General features: G+C 67.4%; 35 protein-coding genes. 31 read left to right on the forward strand and 4 right to left on the reverse strand.

The window, feature by feature from the left end; translation table 11 throughout:
• Nucleotides 1-2 precede the first annotated feature (2 nt).
• The 24 genes from rplB (at nt 3) to BR39_RS0112855 (ending at nt 14407) form a co-directional block, all read left to right on the forward strand.
• Nucleotides 3-839: a 50S ribosomal protein L2 gene (gene rplB, locus BR39_RS0112740; protein ID WP_029912291.1), complete on the forward strand. Its 837-nt coding sequence runs from the start codon at nt 3-5 to the stop codon at nt 837-839.
• A 3-nt stretch (nt 840-842) separates the two neighbouring features.
• A complete protein-coding gene (rpsS, locus tag BR39_RS0112745) occupies nt 843-1121 on the forward strand; it encodes a 30S ribosomal protein S19 (RefSeq protein ID WP_029912294.1) in 279 nt (92 codons plus the stop codon).
• Nucleotides 1122-1124: 3 nt separating this feature from the next.
• Nucleotides 1125-1505 (forward strand): 50S ribosomal protein L22, encoded by a 381-nt coding sequence (rplV, locus tag BR39_RS0112750; protein ID WP_012285670.1) that lies wholly within the window; start codon nt 1125-1127, stop codon nt 1503-1505.
• Nucleotides 1505-2254 carry a 30S ribosomal protein S3 gene (gene rpsC / locus BR39_RS0112755; protein ID WP_028041108.1) on the forward strand — a complete coding sequence of 250 codons (750 nt, stop codon included), beginning with the start codon at nt 1505-1507 and terminating at the stop codon, nt 2252-2254. Before rplV ends, rpsC begins: the two co-directional genes overlap by 1 nt.
• Nucleotides 2255-2266: 12 nt before the next feature.
• Complete coding sequence (gene rplP / locus BR39_RS0112760) at nt 2267-2707, forward strand: 50S ribosomal protein L16 (protein WP_012285672.1); 441 nt, start codon at nt 2267-2269, stop codon at nt 2705-2707.
• On the forward strand, nt 2704-2898 hold the full coding sequence (gene rpmC / locus BR39_RS0112765; RefSeq protein WP_029912302.1) for a 50S ribosomal protein L29: 195 nt from the start codon (nt 2704-2706) through the stop codon (nt 2896-2898). Before rplP ends, rpmC begins: the two co-directional genes overlap by 4 nt.
• A gap of 10 nt (nt 2899-2908) precedes the next feature.
• A complete protein-coding gene (rpsQ, locus tag BR39_RS0112770; RefSeq protein WP_029912307.1) occupies nt 2909-3148 on the forward strand; it encodes a 30S ribosomal protein S17 in 240 nt (79 codons plus the stop codon).
• 17 nt (nt 3149-3165) lie between these two features.
• Entirely contained in the window at nt 3166-3534 is a 369-nt protein-coding gene (gene rplN, locus BR39_RS0112775) for a 50S ribosomal protein L14 (protein WP_007662742.1), read from the forward strand.
• Nucleotides 3534-3848 carry a 50S ribosomal protein L24 gene (gene rplX / locus BR39_RS0112780; protein ID WP_029912315.1) on the forward strand — a complete coding sequence of 105 codons (315 nt, stop codon included), beginning with the start codon at nt 3534-3536 and terminating at the stop codon, nt 3846-3848. Before rplN ends, rplX begins: the two co-directional genes overlap by 1 nt.
• The gene (gene rplE / locus BR39_RS0112785; RefSeq protein WP_029912318.1) at nt 3841-4398 is read left to right on the forward strand and encodes a 50S ribosomal protein L5; all 558 of its coding nucleotides are present in this window, start codon (nt 3841-3843) and stop codon (nt 4396-4398) included. The genes rplX and rplE overlap by 8 nt, the downstream gene beginning before the upstream one ends.
• Nucleotides 4399-4419: 21 nt before the next feature.
• Nucleotides 4420-4725, forward strand: a complete 306-nt coding sequence (gene rpsN, locus BR39_RS0112790) for a 30S ribosomal protein S14 (protein ID WP_029912321.1) — start codon at nt 4420-4422, stop codon at nt 4723-4725.
• A gap of 10 nt (nt 4726-4735) precedes the next feature.
• Nucleotides 4736-5134: a 30S ribosomal protein S8 gene (gene rpsH / locus BR39_RS0112795; protein ID WP_007662733.1), complete on the forward strand. Its 399-nt coding sequence runs from the start codon at nt 4736-4738 to the stop codon at nt 5132-5134.
• A gap of 18 nt (nt 5135-5152) precedes the next feature.
• A complete protein-coding gene (gene rplF / locus BR39_RS0112800) occupies nt 5153-5686 on the forward strand; it encodes a 50S ribosomal protein L6 (RefSeq protein WP_029912324.1) in 534 nt (177 codons plus the stop codon).
• A 3-nt stretch (nt 5687-5689) separates the two neighbouring features.
• A complete protein-coding gene (rplR, locus tag BR39_RS0112805) occupies nt 5690-6046 on the forward strand; it encodes a 50S ribosomal protein L18 (RefSeq protein ID WP_029912325.1) in 357 nt (118 codons plus the stop codon).
• A gap of 10 nt (nt 6047-6056) precedes the next feature.
• Nucleotides 6057-6662, forward strand: coding sequence for a 30S ribosomal protein S5 (gene rpsE / locus BR39_RS0112810; protein ID WP_018113050.1), 606 nt, complete (start codon nt 6057-6059; stop codon nt 6660-6662).
• A 3-nt stretch (nt 6663-6665) separates the two neighbouring features.
• Nucleotides 6666-6851 (forward strand): 50S ribosomal protein L30, encoded by a 186-nt coding sequence (gene rpmD / locus BR39_RS0112815; RefSeq protein ID WP_029912327.1) that lies wholly within the window; start codon nt 6666-6668, stop codon nt 6849-6851.
• 126 nt (nt 6852-6977) lie between these two features.
• Nucleotides 6978-7463 (forward strand): 50S ribosomal protein L15, encoded by a 486-nt coding sequence (gene rplO / locus BR39_RS0112820; RefSeq protein ID WP_029912329.1) that lies wholly within the window; start codon nt 6978-6980, stop codon nt 7461-7463.
• 271 nt (nt 7464-7734) lie between these two features.
• The gene (secY, locus tag BR39_RS0112825) at nt 7735-9093 is read left to right on the forward strand and encodes a preprotein translocase subunit SecY (protein WP_029912331.1); all 1359 of its coding nucleotides are present in this window, start codon (nt 7735-7737) and stop codon (nt 9091-9093) included.
• A gap of 134 nt (nt 9094-9227) precedes the next feature.
• On the forward strand, nt 9228-9797 hold the full coding sequence (locus BR39_RS0112830) for an adenylate kinase (RefSeq protein WP_029912333.1): 570 nt from the start codon (nt 9228-9230) through the stop codon (nt 9795-9797).
• 174 nt (nt 9798-9971) lie between these two features.
• Nucleotides 9972-10340, forward strand: coding sequence for a 30S ribosomal protein S13 (rpsM, locus tag BR39_RS0112835; protein WP_029912335.1), 369 nt, complete (start codon nt 9972-9974; stop codon nt 10338-10340).
• Between the two features lie 13 nt (nt 10341-10353).
• A complete protein-coding gene (gene rpsK / locus BR39_RS0112840; protein ID WP_010919150.1) occupies nt 10354-10743 on the forward strand; it encodes a 30S ribosomal protein S11 in 390 nt (129 codons plus the stop codon).
• 75 nt (nt 10744-10818) lie between these two features.
• Nucleotides 10819-11835: a DNA-directed RNA polymerase subunit alpha gene (locus tag BR39_RS0112845; RefSeq protein WP_018061159.1), complete on the forward strand. Its 1017-nt coding sequence runs from the start codon at nt 10819-10821 to the stop codon at nt 11833-11835.
• Nucleotides 11836-12024: 189 nt separating this feature from the next.
• On the forward strand, nt 12025-12438 hold the full coding sequence (gene rplQ / locus BR39_RS0112850; RefSeq protein ID WP_026176397.1) for a 50S ribosomal protein L17: 414 nt from the start codon (nt 12025-12027) through the stop codon (nt 12436-12438).
• A gap of 166 nt (nt 12439-12604) precedes the next feature.
• Entirely contained in the window at nt 12605-14407 is a 1803-nt protein-coding gene (locus tag BR39_RS0112855; protein WP_051695614.1) for a HAMP domain-containing methyl-accepting chemotaxis protein, read from the forward strand.
• 16 nt (nt 14408-14423) lie between these two features.
• On the opposite strand, the gene BR39_RS0112860 is transcribed toward BR39_RS0112855, so the two are convergent.
• Both BR39_RS0112860 and BR39_RS0112865 read right to left on the reverse strand, forming a co-directional pair.
• Nucleotides 14424-15239, reverse strand: a complete 816-nt coding sequence (locus BR39_RS0112860; RefSeq protein ID WP_029912346.1) for an ABC transporter permease — start codon at nt 15237-15239, stop codon at nt 14424-14426.
• On the reverse strand, nt 15229-16134 hold the full coding sequence (locus BR39_RS0112865; RefSeq protein WP_029912349.1) for an ABC transporter ATP-binding protein: 906 nt from the start codon (nt 16132-16134) through the stop codon (nt 15229-15231). The genes BR39_RS0112860 and BR39_RS0112865 overlap by 11 nt, the downstream gene beginning before the upstream one ends.
• 172 nt (nt 16135-16306) lie before the next feature.
• Between BR39_RS0112865 and BR39_RS0112870 the strand changes: the two genes are divergently transcribed.
• Nucleotides 16307-17557, forward strand: a complete 1251-nt coding sequence (locus BR39_RS0112870; protein ID WP_029912353.1) for an ectonucleotide pyrophosphatase/phosphodiesterase — start codon at nt 16307-16309, stop codon at nt 17555-17557.
• A 1-nt stretch (nt 17558) separates the two neighbouring features.
• On the opposite strand, the gene BR39_RS0112875 is transcribed toward BR39_RS0112870, so the two are convergent.
• Nucleotides 17559-17936: a hypothetical protein gene (locus BR39_RS0112875; RefSeq protein ID WP_029912358.1), complete on the reverse strand. Its 378-nt coding sequence runs from the start codon at nt 17934-17936 to the stop codon at nt 17559-17561.
• A 123-nt stretch (nt 17937-18059) separates the two neighbouring features.
• Between BR39_RS0112875 and BR39_RS0112880 the strand changes: the two genes are divergently transcribed.
• From BR39_RS0112880 to BR39_RS0112905, 6 genes are all read left to right on the forward strand, one after another.
• Nucleotides 18060-18512 (forward strand): VOC family protein, encoded by a 453-nt coding sequence (locus tag BR39_RS0112880; protein WP_029912362.1) that lies wholly within the window; start codon nt 18060-18062, stop codon nt 18510-18512.
• Nucleotides 18509-18877, forward strand: coding sequence for an MmcQ/YjbR family DNA-binding protein (locus BR39_RS0112885; RefSeq protein WP_029912363.1), 369 nt, complete (start codon nt 18509-18511; stop codon nt 18875-18877). The genes BR39_RS0112880 and BR39_RS0112885 overlap by 4 nt, the downstream gene beginning before the upstream one ends.
• Nucleotides 18874-19203 (forward strand): helix-turn-helix transcriptional regulator, encoded by a 330-nt coding sequence (locus BR39_RS0112890; RefSeq protein ID WP_029912365.1) that lies wholly within the window; start codon nt 18874-18876, stop codon nt 19201-19203. Before BR39_RS0112885 ends, BR39_RS0112890 begins: the two co-directional genes overlap by 4 nt.
• Entirely contained in the window at nt 19200-19718 is a 519-nt protein-coding gene (locus tag BR39_RS0112895) for an SRPBCC domain-containing protein (RefSeq protein WP_029912367.1), read from the forward strand. Before BR39_RS0112890 ends, BR39_RS0112895 begins: the two co-directional genes overlap by 4 nt.
• Nucleotides 19715-20962 carry a tetracycline resistance MFS efflux pump gene (locus BR39_RS0112900; protein ID WP_029912371.1) on the forward strand — a complete coding sequence of 416 codons (1248 nt, stop codon included), beginning with the start codon at nt 19715-19717 and terminating at the stop codon, nt 20960-20962. The genes BR39_RS0112895 and BR39_RS0112900 overlap by 4 nt, the downstream gene beginning before the upstream one ends.
• Before the next feature lie 104 nt (nt 20963-21066).
• Nucleotides 21067-22488 (forward strand): DegQ family serine endoprotease, encoded by a 1422-nt coding sequence (locus BR39_RS0112905; RefSeq protein WP_029912374.1) that lies wholly within the window; start codon nt 21067-21069, stop codon nt 22486-22488.
• Here BR39_RS0112905 and BR39_RS0112910 read toward each other — a convergent pair.
• Complete coding sequence (locus BR39_RS0112910; protein ID WP_029912376.1) at nt 22485-22901, reverse strand: VOC family protein; 417 nt, start codon at nt 22899-22901, stop codon at nt 22485-22487. The two genes, BR39_RS0112905 and BR39_RS0112910, sit on opposite strands and share 4 nt — an antisense overlap.
• Nucleotides 22902-22935 lie beyond the last annotated feature (34 nt).

Raw genomic sequence — 22935 nt, forward strand, 5'->3', positions numbered from 1 at the left:
ACATGGCCTTGAAGCACTTTAACCCGACCAGCCCCGGCCAGCGCGGCCTGGTGCTGATCGACCGCAGCGAGCTCCACAAGGGCCGCCCGGAAAAGAAGCTGGTCGAAGGTCTGACCAAGTCGGGCGGTCGCGGCGGCAACGGCCGTATCGCGGTCCGTTTCCGCGGCGGCGGCGCCAAGCGCCTGTACCGTCTGGTCGACTTCAAGCGTCGTAAGCAAGGCACGGCCACGGTCGTCCGCCTCGAGTACGACCCGAACCGCACCGCCTTCATCGCCCTGATCAAGTATCAGGACGGCGAGCTGGCCTACATCCTGGCCCCGCAACGCCTGAAGGCCGGCGACGAAGTCGTCACCGCCGACAAGGTCGACGTGAAGCCCGGCAACGCCTCGCCGCTGCGCACCCTGCCGATCGGTACGATCATCCACAACGTCGAGCTGAAGCCCGCCAAGGGCGGTCAGATCGCGCGTTCGGCTGGCGCTTACGCCCAGCTGGTGGGTCGTGACGCCGGCTACGCCCAGATCCGCCTGAACTCGGGCGAACTGCGCATGGTGCTGGACACCTGCATGGCCACCGTCGGCGCCGTGTCGAACCCGGACCACATGAACGAAAACCTCGGCAAGGCCGGGCGCGTTCGTCACATGGGCCGTCGTCCGCACGTCCGCGGCGTCGCCATGAACCCGGTCGACCACCCCCACGGCGGTGGTGAAGGCCGCACCTCGGGCGGTCGCCACCCGGTGACCCCGGCTGGTAAGCCGACCAAGGGCGCCAAGACCCGTGTCAACAAGGCCACGGACAAGTTCATCATCCGTTCGCGCCACAAAGCGAAGAAGGGCCGCTAAGCCATGACCCGCTCCGTCTGGAAAGGCCCGTTCGTCGACGGGTATCTCCTGAAGAAGGCCGACGCCGCTCTGTCGTCGGGCCGCAAGGACGTCATCAAGACCTGGTCGCGCCGTTCGACCATCATGCCGCAATTCGTCGGCCTGACCTTCGGCGTGCACAACGGCCAGAAGCACGTTCCCGTCTCCGTGTCGGAAGACATGGTCGGCATGAAGTTCGGTGAGTTCGCTCCCACCCGCAACTTCCCCGGCCACGCCGCCGACAAGAAGGCGAAGAGGAAGTAGGCCATGAGCCAAGCTAAACAACCTCGCCGCCTGCCGGCCAATGAAGCGATGTGCAAGGTTCGCACCCTGCGCACCAGCGCCCGCAAGCTGAACCTGGTCGCTCAGTCCATCCGTGGCCTGAACGTCCAGCGCGCTCTGAACGAGCTCGAGTTCAGCCACAAGCGTATCGCTCAGGACGTCCGCAAGGCGCTGTATTCGGCGATCTCCAACGCCGAAAACAACCACAACCTCGACATCGACTCGCTGGTCGTCGCCGAGGCCTATGTGGGCAAGAACCTGGTGATGAAGCGCTTCTCGCCGCGTGCTCGCGGTCGGGCCACGCGCGTTGAAAAGCCGTTCTCCGAGATCACCATCGTGGTCCGCGAACTGGGTGAGGCCGCCTGATGGGTCAGAAAGTCAATCCGGTCGGGCTGCGGCTCGGCGTCAACCGTACCTGGGACAGCCGCTGGTTCGCCGACGGCGAGCAGTACGGCAAGCTCCTGCACCAAGACCTCGCGGTCCGTGCGATGCTCAAGAAGCGCCTGTATCAAGCCGGCGTCTCGCGCATCATCATCGAGCGTCCCCACAAGAAGTGCCGCGTGACCATCTACGCGGCGCGTCCGGGCGTGATCATCGGCAAGAAGGGCGCCGACATCGACAAGCTCCGCAAGGACCTGTCGGTGATGACCGAAGGCGAAGTTCACCTGAACATCGTCGAGATCCGCAAGCCGGAAACCGACGCCCAGCTGGTGGCCGAGTCCATCGCCCAGCAGCTCGAGCGCCGGATCGCCTTCCGTCGCGCCATGAAGCGGTCGATCCAATCGGCCGTCCGTCTCGGCGCCAAGGGCATCCGCATCAACGTGTCGGGCCGCCTCGGCGGCGCGGAAATCGCTCGTATGGAATGGTACCGCGAAGGTCGCGTGCCGCTCCACACGCTGCGCGCCGACATCGACTACGGCTTCGCGGAAGCCAAGACCACCTACGGCATCATCGGCGTGAAGACCTGGATCTTCAAAGGCGAAGTGCTGGAGCATGACCCGATGGCGCTCGACAAGCGTCTCGCCACTGAATCCGGCCCGGCCGGCGAAGGTGGTGGACGCGAGCGCGGCGATCGTCCCGACCGGGGCGACCGCGGCCGTCGCGATCGGGGCTAAGGATAGAGCGCTATGCTGTCACCGAAAAAAACCAAGTATCGCAAGCAGTTCAAGGGCCGCATCCACGGCACCTCGAAGGGCGGCACCCTGCTGAACTTCGGTTCGTACGGCCTGAAGGCCGTCGAGCCGGAGCGCATCACGGCTCGCCAGATCGAAGCTGCTCGTCGCGCCATCACCCGCCAGATGAAGCGTCAAGGCCGCGTCTGGATCCGTATCTTCCCGGACGTGCCGGTCACCGGCAAGCCGGCTGAAGTCCGGATGGGTAAGGGCAAGGGCGCCGTGGACCACTGGGCCGCTCGCGTGGCTCCGGGCCGCATCATGTTCGAAATCGACGGCGTGCCGGACGATATCGCGCGCGAAGCCCTGCGCCTCGGCGCGGCCAAGCTGCCGATCCGCACCCGCGTCGTCACCCGCATCGACGCCGGTGCGGCTCTGGAGGCCGAAGCGGCATGACCAAGATTGCTGACATCCGGGGCATGACCCCCGACCAGCTCGCCGAGCAGCTGCTCAACCTGAAGAAAGAGCAGTTCAACCTGCGCTTCCAGGCGGCGACCGGTCAGGTGGAAAAGACCCACCGCGTTGGCGAGATCCGCAAGGAAATCGCCCGCATCAAGACCGTGCTGCGCGCCAAGGCCGCGGCTTAAGGAGAACGATATGCCCAAGCGTATCCTCGAAGGGGTTGTCGTCTCCGATAAGGGCGACAAGACCGTGGTGGTTAAGGTCGAACGGACCATCGTTCACCCGCTGCTGAAGAAGATTGTGCGTCAGTCGAAGAAGTATCACGCGCACGATGAGAGCAATGCGTACAAGGCGGGCGAAATCGCCCGCATCATCGAGTGCGCTCCGAAGTCCAAGCTGAAGACCTGGGAAGTCCTTCCCAAGGCTTCTGCTTAATCTGGAAGGTTTGAACCATGATCCAGATGCAAACTAACCTGGAAGTCGCCGATAACTCCGGCGCCCGCCGGGTCATGTGCATCAAGGTGCTGGGTGGCGCGGGTCGTCGCTACGCCAGCGTCGGTGACGTGATCGTCGTGTCCGTGAAGGAAGCCATTCCGCGCGGCCGCGTGAAGAAGGGCGACGTGCTCCGCGCCGTCGTCGTTCGCGTGAACCAAGGCATGAAGCGTAAGGACGGGTCGCTGATCCGTTTCGACAAGAACGCCGCGGTCATCGTCAACAAGCAGAGCGAGCCGGTCGGCACGCGGATCTTCGGCCCGGTTCCCCGCGAACTGCGCGCCAAGAACCACATGAAGATCATCTCCCTCGCCCCCGAGGTGCTGTAATGGCTGCCAAGATTAAGAAGGGCGACCGCGTCGTCGTCCTGGCCGGCAAGGACAAGGGCAAGCAAGGCGCTGTGACCCAGGTTCTCCCCAAGGAAAACCGTGTCCTGGTGCAAGGCGTGAACCTGGTTCAACGCCACACCAAGCCGACCCAAGCCGAACCGCAAGGCGGCATCAAGACCAAGGAAGCCGCGCTGCACGTCTCGAACGTCGCGCTGGTCGACTCCAAGGGCAAGCCCACCCGCGTCGGCTTCAAGATCGAAGGCGACAAGAAGGTGCGCGTGGCCAAGACCACGGGCGAGGTGATCAATGGCTGATCAAGCTTACGAACCCCGGCTGAAGACCGTTTATCGCGAGCGCATCCGCGCCGCGATGAAGGAGCAGTTCAGCTACACGAACGAAATGCAGATCCCCAAGCTGGACAAGATCGTCCTGAACATGGGTATCGGCGAGGCCGTGGCCGACTCCAAGAAGGCCCAGACCGCGCTGAAGGATCTGATGGCTATCGCCGGCCAGAAGCCGGTCGCCACGAAGGCCCGCAAGTCCATCGCCGGCTTCAAGCTGCGCGAAGGCATGGTGGTCGGCGCCAAGGTGACCCTCCGCAAGGACCGGATGTACGAATTCCTGGACCGCCTGGTCACGATCGCGCTGCCGCGCGTGAAGGACTTCCGCGGCCTGAACGGCAAGAGCTTCGACGGCCGTGGCAACTACGCCATGGGCCTGAAGGAGCACCTGGTGTTCCCGGAAATCAACTATGACCAGATCGAACAGATCTGGGGCATGGACATCATCGTCTGCACCACTGCGAAGACCGATCAGGAAGCCAAGGCTCTCCTGAAGGAATTCCAGTTCCCGTTCACCAATTAAGAGCGGGCAGGGAAACACACCATGGCCAAGAAAAGCGCCGTTAACCGTAATCTCGCGGTCAAGGCCCTCGTCAAGCAATACGCCGAAAAGCGCGCCGCGCTGAAGGCGATCGCCAACGACGAAAGCCTGCCGCTGGAAGAACGCTTCGAAGCCCGCCTGAAGCTCGCGAAGCTTCCGCGCAGCTCGTCGGCTGTTCGCATTCGCAACCGCTGCGAAGTGACCGGCCGCCCGCGCGCTTACTATCGCAAGCTGAAGATGAGCCGGGTTGCTCTCCGCGAACTGGGTTCGCAGGGGCAGATCCCCGGCCTCGTCAAGTCGAGCTGGTGAGGACGATCAGATGTCGATGAACGATCCCCTGAGCGATATGATCGCTCGCATCAAGAACGCCGCCACGCGCAAGCGCGCCAAGGTCGCGACGCCGGCTTCCAAGCTGCGCGCCCGCGTCCTGGACGTGCTGGCCGACGAAGGCTACATCCGCGGCTACTCGCTGGTCGAGAAGCCCGGCGCGTTCCCCGAATTCGAGATCGAGCTCAAGTATTTTGACGGTGAGCCCGTGATCGCCGAGATCAGCCGCGTGTCCAAGCCTGGCCGTCGCGTCTATTCGTCGATCAAGGACCTGAAGCCGATCAAGAACGGCCTGGGCATCTCGATCCTTTCGACGCCGAAGGGCGTCATGTCGGACTCTGCCGCGCGCGACGCTAACGTCGGCGGCGAAGTCCTCTGCCGCGTCTACTAGGCGCGGGAGGGAAAGAGCATGTCACGTATCGGTAAGAAGGCCGTCTCGATCCCCAAGGGCGTCACCACGACGCTCGAAGGCCAGACGGTGTCGGTGAAGGGGCCCAAGGGCCAACTCTCCTGGACGGTTCCCGAAGAGATCGAAGTCAAGCAGGAAGGCGAAGAGCTGACCCTGACTCCGCGTTCGGAAACCACGCGCGCCAAGGCGATGTGGGGCCTGTCCCGCACGCTGGTGGCCAACATGGTGCACGGCGTCAGCACGGGCTTCGAGGAAACCCTCGAGCTGGTGGGCGTCGGTTACCGGGCCGCGATGAAGGGCACCGCCCTGTCGCTGCAGCTCGGTTTCTCCCACGAAGTCGACGTCGCGGCTCCGGCCGGCGTCACCTTCGCGGTGCCCAAGCAGACCGAAATCAAGATCGCCGGCGCTGACAAGCAGGCGGTCGGCGAGATTGCCGCGAAGATCCGCCGCATTCGTCCGCCGGAGCCCTACAAGGGCAAGGGCGTGCGCTATGCTGGCGAAAAGGTTCGCCGCAAGGAAGGCAAGAAGAAGTAAGCCATGGCGCTCACACCTCGCGAATCCGCCGTGCGTCGTGCTCAACGCACCCGCACCCGCCTCAAGTCGCTGGCCAACGGCCGTCCGCGTCTGTCGGTCTTCCGTTCGTCCAAGAACATCTACGCCCAGATCATCGATGATGAACGCGGCGTGACCCTGGCCTCGGCCTCTACCCTCGAGGGTGAAGGCAAGACCAAGGGCGCGGACAAGGACGCGGCCGCTCTGGTCGGCAAGCTCGTCGCCGAACGCGCCATCGAAAAGGGCGTCAAGGACGTCGTCTTCGATCGCGGCGGCTACATCTTCCACGGACGGGTGAAAGCCCTGGCCGACGCCGCGCGCGAAGCCGGCCTGAACTTCTAAGGGAAACATCATGGCTCGTGGTGACCAACAGCGCGGTGAAGGCGGCCAACGCCGGGACCGTCGCGACCGCAACGCCCCCGAGGAGCGGGTCGACAGCGACATCGTCGAAAAGCTCGTCCACATCAACCGCGTCGCCGCCACCGTTAAGGGCGGCCGTCGCTTCAGCTTCGCCGCTCTGATGGTCGTCGGCGACCAAAAGGGCCGCGTCGGCTACGGTCATGGCAAGGCGCGTGAAGTGCCGGAAGCCATCCGCAAGGCGACCGAAGAAGCCAAGAAGACCATGGTCCGCGTCCCGCTCCGCGAGTCGCGCACCCTGCACCACGACGGCTACGGCCGTTGGGGCGCTGGCAAGGTCATGATGCGCGCTGCCCCTCCCGGCACGGGCGTCATCGCCGGCGGTCCGATGCGCGCGGTTCTCGAAACCCTGGGCGTCCAGGACGTCGTGGCCAAGTCGACGGGTTCCTCGAACCCGTACAACATGGTCCGCGCCACGTTCGAGGCCCTGAAGGTCCAATCGTCGCCCCGCCAGATCGCCGCCAAGCGCGGCAAGAAGGTTGGCGACATTCTCGGCCGCCGCGCCGACGGAGCCTCGGCTCCGGACGCCATCGAGGGCTAAGACATGGCTACTGCAAAGACCGTCAAGGTGCGCCAAACCGGCAGCCCGATCCGTCGCGAAAAGGACCAGCGCGCCACGCTCGCCGGTCTGGGTCTCAACAAGCTGGGCCGCGTGTCCGAGCTGGAAGACACCCCTTCGGTTCGCGGCATGATCCGCAAGGTCCAGCACCTGCTGGAAATCGTCGAGTAGTTCTGCTACGAGACGTCGAAATCGCCACCCCGGTGAAAACCGGGGTGGTTTTCGTTTTGAGTTTCTTTGTTTCCAAAAGCCGAGTCCGGCCGTCGGCCGGGCGCAGATCTCCAAGGAGAGGCACATATGACCAAGCTTAACGAACTGGCTCCGGCTCCCGGCTCCACCAAGGGCCGTATGCGCATCGGCCGCGGCCCGGGCTCGGGCAAGGGCAAGACCGGTGGTCGCGGCGTGAAGGGCCAGAAGGCGCGCTCGGGCGTCGCCATCGCCGGCTTCGAAGGCGGCCAGATGCCGCTGCACATGCGCATGCCCAAGCGCGGCTTCAACAACCCGTTCCGTCTGCAGTTCGCTGAAGTGAACCTGTGGCGCCTGGAGCAGGCCGTCGCCGCCGGCAAGTTCAAGAAGGGCGCCGAGCTGGACGCCGCCGCCCTGGTGGCCGCCGGCGTCATCCGTCGCGAACTGGACGGCGTGAAGCTGCTGGGCAAGGGCGAGATCAAGACCGCCCTGAAGCTGACCGTCTACTCGGCCACGGAAGCCGCCATCAAGGCCGTCGAGGCCGCCGGTGGTTCGGTCACCGTGACCAAGAAGGCCAAGGCGCAAGCCGAAGCCTAAGACCATAATGTCATCCCGGAGGCGCTGATCGGCGCCGTCGCCGGGATCGCGGAGAGGGCAGGGGAGACCCCGCCGGACCCGCCGTTTCCCACCGGGATGACAGAATAACGAGGCTCGCCGTGACATCGCGGCGAGCCTCACCTATGTACGGCTCCGTACTCGGGCTTTGTCCGGCCCCGGCGATTCATCGCCGACCGGACCTGGCCCTGCATAATGCTAGGAGCGCGACCTGGCCGCGGAAGCGGCGCGCGCTCTCGACGTGGGGATTTGAATGGCCTCGGCCGCCGAACAACTCGCAGCCAACATGAACTTCGGGTCCTTCCAAAAGGCCACCGAACTTCACAAGCGCATCTGGTTCACGCTCATCGCCCTGATCGTCTACCGGCTCGGCACCTATGTGCCGATCCCGGGGATCAATCCGGAAGCCTTCGCCGCCGCGTTCTCGCAGCAGTCGAAGGGCATCCTGGGCATGTTCAACATGTTCTCGGGCGGCGCCGTGCAGCGCATGGCGATCTTCTCGCTGAACGTGATGCCCTATATCAGCGCCTCGATCATCGTGCAGCTGATGGGCTCGGTGTATCCGCCGTGGGAAAAGCTGAAGAAGGAAGGCGGCGAAGCCGGCCGTAAGACCCTGAACCAGTACACCCGCTACCTGGCGGTCGTGCTGGCCGTGGTGCAGTCGTTCTCGATCGCCGTGGGCCTCAGCAGCCAGGCCAACATGGTGGTCGGCGGCATCGCGCCGGGCTTCTTCATCGCCTCCACGGTCGTGGCCCTGACCGGCGGCACCCTGTTCCTGATGTGGCTGGGCGAGCAGATCACCAGCCGCGGCGTCGGCAACGGCGTGTCCCTGATCATCTTCACCGGCATCGTCTCGGCCCTGCCGCTGGGCGTGGTGCAGATGTTCACCCAGGTCCAGACCGGCGCGATGTCGGGCTTCGCCCTGTTCGCCGTGGCCGTGCTGGCCGTGGCCGTGATCTTCTTCATCGTCTTCGTCGAGCGTTCGCAGCGCCGTCTGCTGGTCCACTATCCCAAGCGCCAGCAGGGCAACCGGATGATCGGCGGCGACACCTCGTTCATCCCGCTGAAGCTGAACACCGCCGGCGTCATCCCGCCGATCTTCGCCTCCAGCCTGCTGCTGCTGCCGACGACCGCCATGGGCTTCCTGGCCACGGCCAACCTGCCCAACTGGCTGCAATGGCTGCCGACCGTGGTCGGCGCCCTGCAGCACGGCCAGCCGCTGTTCATGGTGCTGTACGCGGCCCTGATCATCTTCTTCTCGTTCTTCTACACCTCGGTCGTGTTCAATCCCGACGAGACGGCGGAGAACCTGCGCAAGTACGGCGGCTTCATGCCGGGCATCCGTCCGGGCAAGCGGACGGCGGAATATCTGGACTACGTCCTGACCCGTCTGACCGTGATCGGCGCGGCCTACATCACCGCGGTCTGCATCCTGCCGGAACTGCTGATGAACAGCATGGGCCCGACCAAGTTCACCCTGGGCGGCACCTCGATCCTGATCGTCGTGACCGTGACCATGGACACGGTCGCCCAGATCCAGTCCCACCTGCTGGCCCACCAGTACGAAGGGCTGATCAAGAAGTCGAAGCTGCGGGGCGGCAAGGGGCGCTAGGCGCTTCTGGACCCTACGGAAGGCCAGAACGCGGAAGCCGGTTTGTGACAAACCGGCTTCCGTTTTTATCGAACCCACTCTAGGTCTGGGCGGGACGCGGGCGGCAGACCCGCGGAAACGCAGGAAGCGCATTGATGAACTTGATCCTGTTCGGGCCGCCGGCGGCGGGCAAGGGCACCCAGGCCAAGCGCCTGGTCGAGCAGCGTGGCATGGTCCAGCTGTCGACCGGCGACATGCTGCGCGCCGCGATCGCCTCGGGCTCCGAGCTGGGCCAGAAGGTCAAGGGCGTGCTGGACCGCGGCGAGCTGGTCACCGACGAGATCGTCATCGCCCTGATCGAGGAGCGGCTGCCCGAGGCGGAAGCCGCCGGCGGGGCCATCTTCGACGGCTTCCCGCGCACCGTGCCCCAGGCGCAGGCCCTGGACGCCATCCTGGCCAAGCGGGGGCAGAAGATCGACTCGGTTCTCCGACTCAAGGTAGACGAGCCCGCTCTGATCGAACGGATCTCCAAGCGATTCGCCGAGCAGGGCCGCCCCGACGACAATCCGGAAGTGTTCGTGACGCGCCTGGCCGCCTACAACGCCCAGACCGCGCCGCTGCTCCCGTACTACCGCGAGCAAGGCAAGCTCACGGAGCTGGACGGCATGGCCTCGGTGGAAACCGTGGCCGCTTCCATCGACGCCGCGCTTTCGGTCGTGGCTTAAGACTTCGTTGGAATCCTCTCGATTGAGCGGATTCCGCCATTGACGGACGCGCAACTATCCCTATAACGGGGCGCTTCCGCGAAAGGGCGCGATCTGTGCGCGCCGGACTGGGTCGCAAGACCGGGCCGGGCGCGCCGTTCGCGTCTTTAGTGCGTGACTAGGAGAACATTAGACGTGGCCCGTATTGCAGGCGTCAACATCCCGACGAACAAGCGCGTTTTGATCGCGCTTCAGTACATTCATGGCATTGGCCAGAAGTCCGCTCGTGACATCATCACGAAGGTGGGCATCGACGACGCTCGCCGGGTCAACCAGCTGACCGACGCCGAAGTCCTCGCGATCCGCGAAACGATCGACAAGGACTTCACCGTCGAGGGCGACCTGCGCCGCGAAAACTCGATGAACATCAAGCGTCTGATGGACCTGGCCTGCTATCGCGGCCTGCGTCACCGCAAGGGCCTGCCGGTCCGCGGTCAGCGCACCCACACCAACGCTCGTACCCGCAAGGGTCCGGCCAAGCCGATCGCCGGCAAGAAGAAGTAAGGCAGCCTGACCGATGGCCAAGGAACCGGCTCGCGTTAAACGTCGCGAACGCAAGAACATCACCTCGGGCGTGGCGCACGTGAACGCCTCGTTCAACAACACCATGATCACCATCACCGACGCCCAGGGGAACACCATCTCCTGGTCGAGCGCCGGCATGATGGGCTTCAAGGGCTCGCGAAAGTCGACGCCGTACGCCGCTCAGATGGCTGCGGAAGACGCGGGCAAGAAGGCCGCCGAGCACGGTGTGAAGACCCTCGAGGTCAACGTGTCGGGTCCGGGTTCGGGCCGTGAATCGGCCCTGCGCGCCCTCCAGGCCGCCGGCATGACCATCACGACCATCCGCGACGTGACGCCGATCCCGCACAACGGTTGCCGTCCGCCCAAGCGTCGTCGCGTCTAGTACTTTTAAGACCCAATTCTCCTTCGCCGGCTGCGCAAAACGCGGCCGGCGAGTCGCGTTCAAGGGATCGACCACGTGATCGAAAGAAACTGGAACGAGCTGATCCGTCCTGAGAAGCCGCAAATCGAGACTGGCGCCGACGCGACCCGCAAGGCTCGCATCGTGGCTGAACCGCTCGAGCGCGGCTTTGGTGTGACGCTCGGCAACGCTCTCCGCCGCGTCCTGCTCTCCTCGCTGCAAGGCGCCGCCGTCACCGCCATCCAGATCGATGGCGTGGTGCACGAATTCTCCTCTCTCGAGGGCGTCCGCGAAGACGTCGTCGACATCGTTCTGAACATCAAGCAGCTGGCCGTGCGCATGCACGCCGAAGGCCCGAAGCGCATGACCCTGCGCGCCACGGGCCCCGGCCCGGTGACCGCGGGTCAGATCGAAACCCCGGCCGACATCGAGATTCTGAACCCCGACCACGTGCTCTGCACGCTGGACGACGGCGCCTCGGTGCGCATGGAGTTCACGGTCAACACCGGCAAGGGCTATGTCCCGGCCGACCGTAACCGTCCGGAAGACGCGCCGATCGGCCTGATCGCCGTCGACGCCCTGTACTCGCCGGTCAAGCGCGTCGCCTATCGCGTCGAGCCGACCCGTCAGGGCCAGTCGCTGGACTACGACAAGCTGATCCTGGAAGTGGAAACCAACGGCGCCGTGACGCCGGTGGACGCGGTGGCCTACGCCGCCCGCATCCTGCAAGACCAGCTGCAGATCTTCATCACCTTCGAAGAGCCCAAGGCGAAGACCGCCGACGAGGCCAAGCCGGAACTGCCGTTCAACCCGGCCCTGCTGAAGAAGGTGGACGAACTGGAACTGTCGGTCCGCTCGGCCAACTGCCTGAAGAACGACAACATCGTCTACATCGGCGACCTGATCCAGAAGACCGAAGCCGAAATGCTCCGCACGCCGAACTTCGGCCGCAAGTCCTTGAACGAGATCAAGGAAGTGCTGGCCGGCATGGGCCTGCACCTGGGCATGGACGTGCCGAACTGGCCGCCGGAAAACATCGAAGACCTGGCCAAGAAGTTCGAAGACCAGATCTAAGAGCGTATAACAGTACCGCGCTTAATCCGGACCGCCTCTTTCGGGAGGCGGCCTGGGCCTTTTGAAGCCGCAACAGCGGTGGAGGGCCCCGGCGCTTCGTTCTGAACCCGGCAGGGACGCCGCTGGGATTGGTGACAATCAGCGCTTCTTCATCGCGCTACAGCGGGCCAAGGCCCAGGAGAGACCACAATGCGTCACGGTAAAGCTCACCGTAAACTGGGCCGTACGTCCGCTCACCGCACCGCCATGTTCGCCAACATGTCGGCCTCGCTGATCAAGCACGAGCAGATCGTCACCACCCTGCCGAAGGCCAAGGAACTGCGTCCGTTCGTCGAAAAGCTGGTCACCCTGGCCAAGCGCGGCGACCTGCACGCTCGTCGTCAGGCCATCTCGACCGTCCGCGACGTCGAGCAAGTCGGCAAGCTGTTCGCCACCATCGGTCCCCGCTACAAGGACCGCCAGGGCGGCTACATCCGCGTCCTGAAGGCCGGCTTCCGCTACGGCGACAACGCCCCGCTGGCCGTCATCGAGTTCGTCGACCGCGACGTCTCGGCCAAGGGCAAGGACTCCGGCCCGGTGTTCACCGCCGACTCGGAAGACTAAGATTTTCAGCCTCTGCTGGCGGAGAAGGCCCCGGAGCGATCCGGGGCCTTTTTTGCGTTCAGGCGCGTGCGACAGGTTGCATCAGCCCCCGTCGCCGCTTCGGTAGAGTTTTGTTCACCTCGTCGCCCCATCCTTCGCCGCTAAGAACTCGGGGGAGGGGATGGGGATGAAGATCTCCGGCGTCATGCGCGGCTTCGGCGGCGCGCTCGCGGCGGGGGTGATCCTGGCCGGCGGGCTGGCTCTGTTCGCGATCGAGGGCCTGCGGGTCGGCGGTCCGCTGTTCCGCCAGATCGTCGACAACAAGGACATCGTCGCCGACATCCTGCCGCCGCCGCTCTACGTGGTCGAGGCCGACCTGGTGGCGACCAAGCTGGTGGCCCATCCCGAGACCGTGGACGCCGCCGCCGACAAGCTGGCGGCGCTGCGCAAGGACTACGACACCCGTAACGCCTACTGGAAAACCGCGCCGATCGATCCCGCTATGCGCGCGATGCTGGTCGACGAGTCGTCCGCGCCGGCCATGGTGTTCTGGCGCGAGATCGACCAGGAAATCCTGCCCGCCGTCCGTTCGGGCGACATGGACCGCGCCCGCCAGGGCCTGGCCCGGGCCGACGCGGCCTACGAGGCGCACCGCGCCGTCATCGACAAGGTGGTGGTCATGGCCAATCACGACGCCGCCGCCGTCGAGGCGCGCGCCGTCGAACAGACCCGCCTGACCTTCATCCTGCTGGCCGGGGCGGGAGCCGTGCTGCTACTGGTCGTCGGCGGCGGGATCGCCCTGATGAGCCGGCGGATCGTCAAGCCGATCCAGGCCATGACGGGCTTCATGGGCCGGCTGGCGGCCGGCGACTACGACCGGGCCGTGCCCTTCGCCGGCCGTGGCGACGAGATCGGCGAGATGGCCAATTCCGTGGCCGTGTTCCGCGAGGCCATCGTCGCGCGGCAGGCGGCCGAGGACCGCATCGCCGCCGAGCGCGACGAGACCGAGTCCGCCAAGGCCCGTCACGACGCCGAACGGCGCACCGAGGAGGCCGGCCGCCTGCAGGTGGTCGAGGCCCTGGTCGCGGCCGTGGCCCGGCTGAAGGCCGGCGACCTGACGGCGCGGCTGGAGACGGCCTTCCCCGGCGCCTACGAAGGCCTGCGCGGCGACTTCAACCGGGCGATCGCCGGGCTCGAGGCGGCCATGAGCGAGGTGGTCGAGGGCGCGGGCGGCCTGCGGGTCGGCGCCGGCGAGATCAGCGGCGCGATCGAGGACCTGTCGGCCCGCACCGAGCGGCAGGCCGCCAGCCTGGCCGAGACGGCCTCGGCCCTGGGCGAGGTCAGCGCCAGCGTCAAACGCACCGCCGAGGGGGCCAGCGAGGCCAACGCCGCCGTGATCGACAGTCGGGCGGTCGCCGATCGCTCCAGCCAGGTGGTCGGCCGCGCGGCCGAGGCCATGAGCCAGATCGAGAGCTCGTCCGCCAAGGTCTCGCAGATCCTGGGCGTGATCGACGAGATCGCCTTCCAGACCAACCTGCTGGCCCTGAACGCGGGCGTGGAAGCGGCTCGCGCCGGCGACGCCGGTCGCGGCTTCGCCGTCGTCGCCCAGGAAGTGCGGGCCCTGGCCCAGCGCTCGGCCGAAGCGGCCAAGGAGATCAAGGGGCTGATCGCGGAGTCATCGGACCACGTCCGCTCGGGCGTGACCCTGGTCGGCGAGGCCGGCGCGGCCCTGGGCGACATCGTCGAGCGGGTGGGGGTGATCGGCGGGCTGATGGAGGAGATCGCCCAGTCCAGCCGCGAGCAGGCCGCGGGCCTGGCCGAGGTCGACCTGGCGGTCGGCCAGATGGACCAGGTCATCCAGCAGAACGCCGCCATGGCCGAGCAGGCCACCGCCGCCAGCCGCGGCCTGGCCGACGACGCCGTGCGCCTGGAGGCCCAGGTCGAGCACTTCCAGGTCGGGGTCGACCAGAGGACCTGGGCGGCGGCCTAGGTCCCGCTGGAGGCGGCTACTCCTTGGTCAGGTCCTGACGACGGAACAGGGCCACCGCGCCGCCGGCCAGCACCACCAGCCAGGCCAGCAGGAACACCAGGGCCAGCCCGGCCTGACCCGCGTCGGTCCGGGCTTCCGGCGGCGAGATGACGAAGGTCTTGAGCACCCGTCCGGCGAAGGCGGGGATCAGCAGGCTCTTCCAGGTCGCCGCCTGCATGGTGGCGGCCAGGGTCGACTGCACGAAGACGACCACCAGGCCGGCGATCACCGCGCCCATGGTCGAGCGGGTCACGACGCCGATCAGGGCCCCCAGGGCGCCGACCAGCAGCACCTCCAGCCAGGTCACCAGCGCCACGCCGGCGTACTGGCTGATGAAGGCCGGGCCGGCCGGCGGTCCGACCAGGCGGGCGTGGTTGGCCATCGCGCCGAACAGCCCCGCCACCACGGCGGTGAGGGCGGTCAGCAGCAGGCTCCAGGCCGCGACCTCGGCGAAGACGATCAGCTTGGCCGCCAGCAGGTTGACCCGGCTGTTGCGGGGCGTGATCAGCCGCCAGGTCTCCCAGCGATAGTCGCCGGCGAAGATCGCCGCCGCGCCGATCAGCAGGAACAGGGCGGTGAAGGGGCCCGAGGCGCCGGCCACCGCGCCCATGGCCCGGTTGGCCAGGTCGGTCGTCTCGCCGGGGATGGTCCGGTGGAGGACCGCCCGGGCGAACATGTCCATCGCGATGCTGAACGCCATGGTGATCAGCGGCGCGAAGGCGAAGCCCCAGAACAGCGAGGCGCGGTCGCGGGACAGGCGGAAACGCTCGGCGGCGATGGCGTCAGCGAGCATCGACCAGATCCTTGGGTTCGAGCGCGCCCAGATAGGCGCTTTCCAGGTCGGCCTCGCGCCAGCGGGCCTCGGTGATCTCCACGCCGGCCTCGACCAGGGCGCGGATCAGGGCGGGGGTCTCGGCGCGCAGCACGTCGGCCAGCACGGCGTTCGCGCCGTCCGCCTGGCCCTTGTCGCCCAGCACCGCCAGGGCCTTGTCGATCGGCGAGACGGTGAGGCGCAGGCGCGGCTTGCCGCCGGTCAGGGCCTCGACGTCGCCCTCGGCGGCCAGCTTGCCCTTGGACAGGATCGCCACCCGGTCGCAGACCCGGCGCACCTCGTCCAGCTGGTGGCTGGCCAGGATGATGGTCACCCCCTCCTTGTCGGCCAGGTCGCGGATCAGGGCGCGGATCTCCTGGATGCCGGCCGGGTCCATGCCGCTGGTCGGTTCGTCCAGGATCACCAGCTCGGGGCGGGTGAAGAAGGCCGCGGCCAGGCCCAGGCGCTGCTTCATGCCCACCGAGAAGGTGCCGGCCTTGCGGTCGGCCGCGCCGCCCAGGCCCACGCGCTCCAGCCAGTAGTCGATGTCGGCCGATCCGCCGGCGCCGCTTTCCAGCGCCAGCATCCGCAGCACTTCGCGGGCGGTCAGATAGGGCGGGTAGCGCGGGGTCTCGATCATCGCCCCGGCCCGGCGCAGGGACGAGGACTGGCCGGCCGGGGCGCCGAACAGCCGGGCCGTTCCGCCGGTGGGCCGCACCAGGCCCAGGGCGATGCGGAACAGGGTGCTCTTGCCCGCGCCGTTGGGACCCAGCACGCCGAACACGCCGCCGGCGGGAATGCTCAGCGAAAGCCCGTCCAGGGCGCGCACCGCGCCGTAGGTCTTGACCAGGCCCTCGGCCTCCAGGGCGAAGCTCATGTGGAGCGGTTTCCGGTGGCGGTCATGCGGGGCGACTCCCTGAAAGGCCAAGTGACCTAGGCCGGGCGACTATGGCCGGGCGGCCGAGTCCCGCCAAGTTAAGTCGCGGTCATGCGTGGCGGGCCGTCACAAGACTGGGCTATAGCCAGGGTTCCCAAGTTCGAGGTGCGTGATGGTCGTCGTCTTCCGCTGGATGGTTCTGGTCCTGGTCCTGACCCTGGGAGTCGGCGCGGGCGCCGGCGCCGAGGCGGCGGCCAAGTCGGCCCCGCCGCCGGCCCTGACCATCCTGATCTCGCTGGACGGCTTCCGGGCCGACTACCTGGACCGGGGCAACACGCCGGCCCTGAACGCCCTGGCCGCCGACGGCGCGCGCGGCGCCATGCGGCCGTCGTTCCCGTCCCTGACCTATCCGAACCACTACACCCTGGTCACCGGCAAGCGGCCCGACCACCACGGCATGGTCAACAACACGCTCGAGGCCGACGAGGTCCCGGGCGTCAGCTTCAGCATGTCCAACCACGAGGCCGTGGGCGACGCCCGCTGGTGGGATCAGGCCAAGCCGATCTGGGTCAGCGCGGAAGAGCAGGGCGTCCACGCCGGCGTCCTGTTCTGGCCGGGTTCCGAGGCGGCGATCGACGGCGTTCGGCCCACCTACTGGAAGGTCTATGACGAGAAGCTGGCCTATGACGACCGGGTCGACATGGTGCTGTCGTGGATCGACGCCAAGGCTCCGCCGCTGGGCCTTGCCACCCTCTATTTCGACGCCACCGACACCGAAGGCCACCACTACGGTCCGGACTCGCCGGAGGTGAACGCCGCCGCCCGCCGGGTGGACGCCGCGATCGCCCGGCTGGTCGCGGGACTGAAGGCGAGGGGCCTCTACGAGACCACCAACATCGTCGTCGTCGCCGACCACGGCATGGCGCCCCAGCCGTTGAGCGGCCTGGTCGACGTGTCCACCCTGGTCGATCCCGCCAAGGTCAAGTTCGTCAGCACCGGCTCGATCGTCGGCGTGCGCGCCTTGCCCGGCTTCGAGGCCGAGGTGAAGGCGGCGATGCTGAAGCCGCACGCCCACCTGACCTGCTGGGAAAAGGGCAAGATCCCGGCCCGCTACGCCTACGGGACCAATCCCCGTGTGCCGCCGATCGTCTGCCTGGCCGAGCGCGGCTGGTACTTCGCCACCGCCAGTACGATCGCCAAGCGCTGGAAGAACCATCCGCGCGACGGCGGGGCCCACGGCTACGACCCGTACGATCCGGTCATGCGGGCCGTGTTCGTGGCCCACGGTCCGGCGTTCCGCTCGGGCGTGACGCTGCCGGTGTTCGACAATGTCGACGTCTATCCGCTGCTGACCCGCCTGATCGGCGTGAAGGGCGACAAGGGTGACGGCGCGCTGAAGCCGCTGAAGCCGGCGCTGCGGTAGCCTAGGGAGCCGTCAGGGCGGCGGCGATCGTCGCGCAGACCGGCTTCTTGTACAGCGTACGCTGATTGACGACCTTCGCGTCGTGCGCCTCCACGGCATAGGTCAGGACCTGGATGCTGTATCCCCGCCCGCCGCGCTCGTAGGCGACCACATAGCGTTGGCCCAGATGCGCCGCCGCGATGAAGCGGTTGCGGAGGCCTTCGCCCACGTCCGTCGCGAGGAAAGGTCCGTTAAAGGGCGAAAGGTCAGGGGCGCGGATCCACAGATCGCTGGCGACCGCCGGCGGTAGCTGCTCCTGAAGCACGATTTCGCCGGACGGGTAGAAGCACGCGCCATTCGACGAGGACAGCAGCTGAGCGGCGGCGAAGGCCAGCAACATCGTCGATCTCCATCGTGGCGCTTCAGCCTTGGGTTGATGCGCGGCGAATTTGTGGCGGCGCCGCTTGCGCAGATAGTTTCTATATGCGTTAAATATTGCGGATATTGGAAACGGAGCTTCGCCATGCAACGCGCCGCCCTGACCTCGGCCCTCTGCTATCGCGACCCCAAGGCCGCGCTGAAATTCCTGGAAGCGGCCTTCGGCTTCGAGCTGACCATGTTGATCGAGGACAACGAGGGGAACCTAGCCCATTCGGAGATGGGCTTCGGCGACAGCCTGATCATGATCGGCAACGAGTGGACCGACCGCCACAAGAGCCCGGCCTCGATCGAGGGCTTCAACACCCAGAGCGTCCACATCCATCTGGAAGGCGACATCGACGCCCATTGCGCGCGGGCGCGGGCGGCGGGGGCCGAGATCCTGATGGAGCCGGCGGACCAGTTCTACGGCGACCGCACCTATCGCTGCCGCGATCCGGAGGGGCACTTCTGGACCGTGGGCGCGCCGATCCGCGCCGTCGGCGTCGAAGAGGCCGAGGCGGCGTCGGGCCTGAAGGTCGTGAAGGGTTGGGCGTGACGCCAGACGATTTCCGCCGCCTGGCCCTGGCTCTGCCGGACGCCGTCGAGAGCTCGCACATGGGCACGGTCGACTTCCGCGTGGGGCGGATCTTCGCCACCCTGGGCTATCCCAACGCCAATTTCGGCATGGTGCAGCTGACCCGCGAGCACCAGGACGTCATCGTGGGCGTCGAGCCCAAGGTGTTCCGGCCGGTGCCGGGGAACTGGGGCCTGAAGGGCGCGACCCTGGTCGTGCTGGCCGAGGCCGACGAACCCACCCTGCGCGGGGCGCTGGAGGCGGCCTGGCGACTGAAGGCCAACAAGCGGCAGCTGGCCCTGCTGGAGGCGGCGCGGGTGTCCACGGCGTCGACGACCTCGCCATGAGCGCCTCGCTCGACGCCACCCTGGCGGCCCTGGCCGACCCGCACCGGCGGGCGACCATCGACCTGCTGCGCCAAGGGCCGCGCCGGGCGGGCGAGCTGGCCCAGGCCGCCGGCCTGTCGCCCCCGGCCATGAGCCGTCACCTGCGCGCCCTGCGCCACGCCGGCCTGGTGGAGGAGACTCATCCGCCGTTCGACGCCCGGGTGCGGGTCTACGCCCTGCGTCCCGCGCCGATGGCCGAGTTGAAGGCCTGGGCCGAGGCGGCCGAGGGGCTGTGGAGCGATCAGCTGCTGGCCCTGAAGGCGCATATCGAAGGGGAGACGGCGTGACCGACCCAGCAGGCTCCAAGGTCCTGGTCGCCCTGCGCATCAAGGCCGCGCCCCTGCGGGTGTTCGAGGTGTTCACCGCCGACATCGGGGCCTGGTGGCGGCCCAACGCCCTGTTCTCGTTCACGCCGCGCTCGCCCGGCGTGCTGGCCTTTGAAGGCGCGGGGGAGGGGGCGCGCCTGGTCGAGCGCCTGCCGACGGGCAAGGTGTTCGAGATCGGTCCCGTCCACATCTGGGACCCCGGCAGGCTCCTGGTGTTCGGCTGGCGCCAAGCCAGCTTCGCGCCGGGCATGGACACCCAGGTGGAGGTCCGCTTCGACCCCGTCGGCGACGAGACCCGCGTAACCGTCGAGCATTGTGGCTGGGACACCGTGCCGATCGAGCACGTCGCCCGTCACCGGTTCCCGGACGCGGTGTTCCTGCAGCGCCATGCCGAGTGGTGGCGCGCGCTGCTGACAAGTCTCGCCAGCCGGGCGGCTATGGACGTACAAGACCACGCCAGGGAGGGCGACGCATGACCAAGGGCATCAGCCGCAACCATCGACAGGCCGCGCTCGGCTTCATCTTCGTCACCGCCTGCCTGGACGTGCTGTCGCTGGGGGTGATGATCCCCGTCCTGCCCGAGCTGATGAAGCGCTTCAACGGCGGCGACACCGCCTCGACGGCCCTGTGGGTGATGCTGTTCGCCACCACCTGGGGCGTGATGCAGTTCTTCTGCGCGCCGATCCTGGGCCTGATGTCGGACCGCTGGGGCCGCCGGCCGGTGATCCTGACCTCGATCTTCGGCCTGGGCGTGGACTTCCTGTTCATGGCCTTCGCCCCGACCATCTGGTGGCTGTTCGTCGGCCGGGTGTTCAACGGCATGACGGCCGCCAGCTTCTCGACCGCCGGGGCCTATGTGGCCGACGTCACCAAGCCCGAGGACCGGGCCAAGGGCTTCGGCCTGATGGGGGCGGCGTTCGGGGTGGGCTTCACCTTCGGCCCGGCCCTGGGCGGGTGGCTCTGGCAGTTCGACCACCGGCTGCCGTTCCTGGTCTGCGCGGGCTTGGCCCTGTGCAACTGGCTGTACGGCTTCTTCGTGCTGCCGGAATCCCTGCCGCCCGAGAAGCGGGTCCATCGCTTCGACTGGAGCAAGGCCAATCCGCTGGGCTCGCTGAACCTGCTCAGGAGCAAGCCCGACCTGCTGGGGCTGGCGGGCGTCGGCTTCCTGTTCCAGATGGCGCACAACGTGCTGCCCAGCGTCTTCGTGCTGTACATGGGCTTCCGCTACCACTGGTCGACGGCGGTGATCGGCCTGACCCTGATGGGCAGCGGCGTCGCCGGCATCCTGCTGCAGAGCTTCCTGGTGGGGCCGATCGTCAAGAAGGTGGGCGAGCGCGGGGCGCTGCTGATCGGCCTGTTCTCGGGCTGCGTCGGCTTCATGATCTACGGCCTGGCGCCGACGGGGTGGCTGTACCTGTGCGGCCTGCCGATCTTCGCCTTCTCGGGCCTGATCCAGCCCGGCCTGCAGGGCCTGATGACCCGCCGGGTCCAGGCCTGGGAGCAGGGGCAGCTGCAGGGGGCGAACTCGGCCATGATGGGCATCACCGCCATCGTCGGACCAGCGCTGTACCTGCTGCCGTTCTCGTGGGCCGTGCGCCACGACGCCACCCTGCACATGCCCGGCCTGCCGGTCCTGATCGCCGCGGCCCTGCTGCTGGCGGCCACGGCCCTGGCGATCCGCGTGGCCCATCCGGCGGCGGTGGAACCGAGCGTCGCCTGATCATCTTTGATCAGCGGGCCCAATCCCGGACCTTGGCCGCCATCAATGCGCCCGAAAGCTCGGCTGATCTTCCGGGCCGAATTCCACGGAGTCGCCTAACAATCATGCGATCCTATCGCGCCGTGCTTCCCGTCCTGGCCCTGCTGGCCGCCTGCTCGCCGCAAGGGCCCTCGAAGGCCCAGTCGATCCCGGACCTGGCCCAGCCGACCCGGCGCGCGCCCTCCGACCCGATGTCGATGAAGGCCTCGTTCGCGCCGGTGGTGAAGAAGGCCGCCCCGGCCATCGTCAACGTGGCCAGCAAGCGCGTGGTGCGTCAGCGGGTCGATCCGTTCTGGGACTTCTTCATGGGCGGCGGCGGCGGGGCCACCCGCGACCAGGTGCAAGGTTCTCTGGGGTCCGGCGCCATCGTCCGCGCCGACGGGGTGATCATCACCAATCACCACAACATCGAGAACATGAGCGACATCACCGTCCAACTGGCCGACCGCCGGGAGTTCCCGGCCACCGTGCTGCTGGACGACCCGCGCTCGGACCTGGCGGTGCTGAAGATCGACACCAAGGGCGAGCGCCTGCCGGTGATCGCCATCGACGACCAGGAGCAGCTGGAGGTCGGCGACCTGGTCCTGGCCCTGGGCAACCCGTTCGGCGTGGGCCAGACCGTGACCAACGGCATCGTCTCGGCCCTGGCCCGCACCGACGTCGGCGCCGCCGAGTTCGGCAGCTACATCCAGACCGACGCCTCGATCAATCCGGGCAATTCCGGCGGTCCGCTGGTCGACATGGACGGCGACCTGATCGGCATCAACACCTTCATCATTTCGCGCTCGGGCTCCTCGGCCGGCGTCGGCTTCGCGATCCCTGCCTCGGTGGTCCGCCAGGTGGTCAACGCGGCCCTGGGCGGCGGCCACAGCGTGGTGCGGCCCTGGCTGGGCGTGAAGGGCCAGCCGGTGACCGGCGACATCGCCCGGAGCCTCGGCCTGTCGGCCCCGCGCGGCGTGGTGATCTCGGACGTCTATCCCGGCGGCTCGGCCGAGCGGGCCGGCATCCGCGACGGCGACGTGATCCTGTCGATCGACGGCCAGGCGGTGAACGACGAGGGCGGCGGCGCCTTCGCCATCGGCACCCACAAGGTCGGCGACCGGGTCTCGGTGCTGATCAACCGCAACGGCAAGGAACAGACCCTGACCCTGCGGGCCGAGGCGGCTCCCGAGACCCCGGCCAAGGACGAGCGCGTGCTGAAGGGCCGCAACCCGTTCGACGGCGCCACGGTGGTCAACCTGTCGCCCGCCGTGGCCCAGGACCTGGGCGTCGATCCGTTCGCGGGACGCGGCGTGCTGGTCACCAAGATCGGCCAGGGCTTCGCCCTGAACGCCGGCCTGCGCCCCGGCGACTTCGTCCGCGAGGTCAACGGCAAGACGATCAACACCACCGCCGACCTGGCGGCCGTGTCCAACACCGCCGCGGCGAGCTGGACGGTGACGATCGAGCGCAACGGCCAGCGGATCACGGCGCGGCTGCGGGCCTAGGCCTTGATCCTCGAGGCGATGGACCAGGTGTGGCCGAACGGGTCGCGGAGCTGGCCGTAGCGGTCGCCCCAGAACTGGTCGGCCAGCGGGAAGACGACGGTCGCGCCGGCCTCGACGGCCCGGCTCCACCAGGCGTCGGCGTCGTCGACCTGCAGGTGCAGGGTCACGGCGGCCGGCGGCCTGTAGTCGCCGTGGGCCATTTCGCTGAAATGGTCCGACAGCATCACCCAGTCGCCGTTGATGATCATCCGGGAATGCAGCAGCCGCTCGCCGTCGTCGGCGATGTTGCGGAAGGTCTCCTCGGCGCCGAAGGCCCGCTTGTAGAAGTCCACGGCCGCCTTGCCGCCGACCACGGAAATGTAGGGGATGACGCCGGACTCCGGGGCCCGTGTGGGATCGCCTTCGTTGGTCATGGTGGTTCCCTCCGCGATTAAGTAAACCTAGCCC

This window comes from Caulobacter sp. UNC358MFTsu5.1 (assembly GCF_000712075.1).
In the GTDB taxonomy this organism is placed as follows: Bacteria; Pseudomonadota; Alphaproteobacteria; order Caulobacterales; family Caulobacteraceae; genus Caulobacter.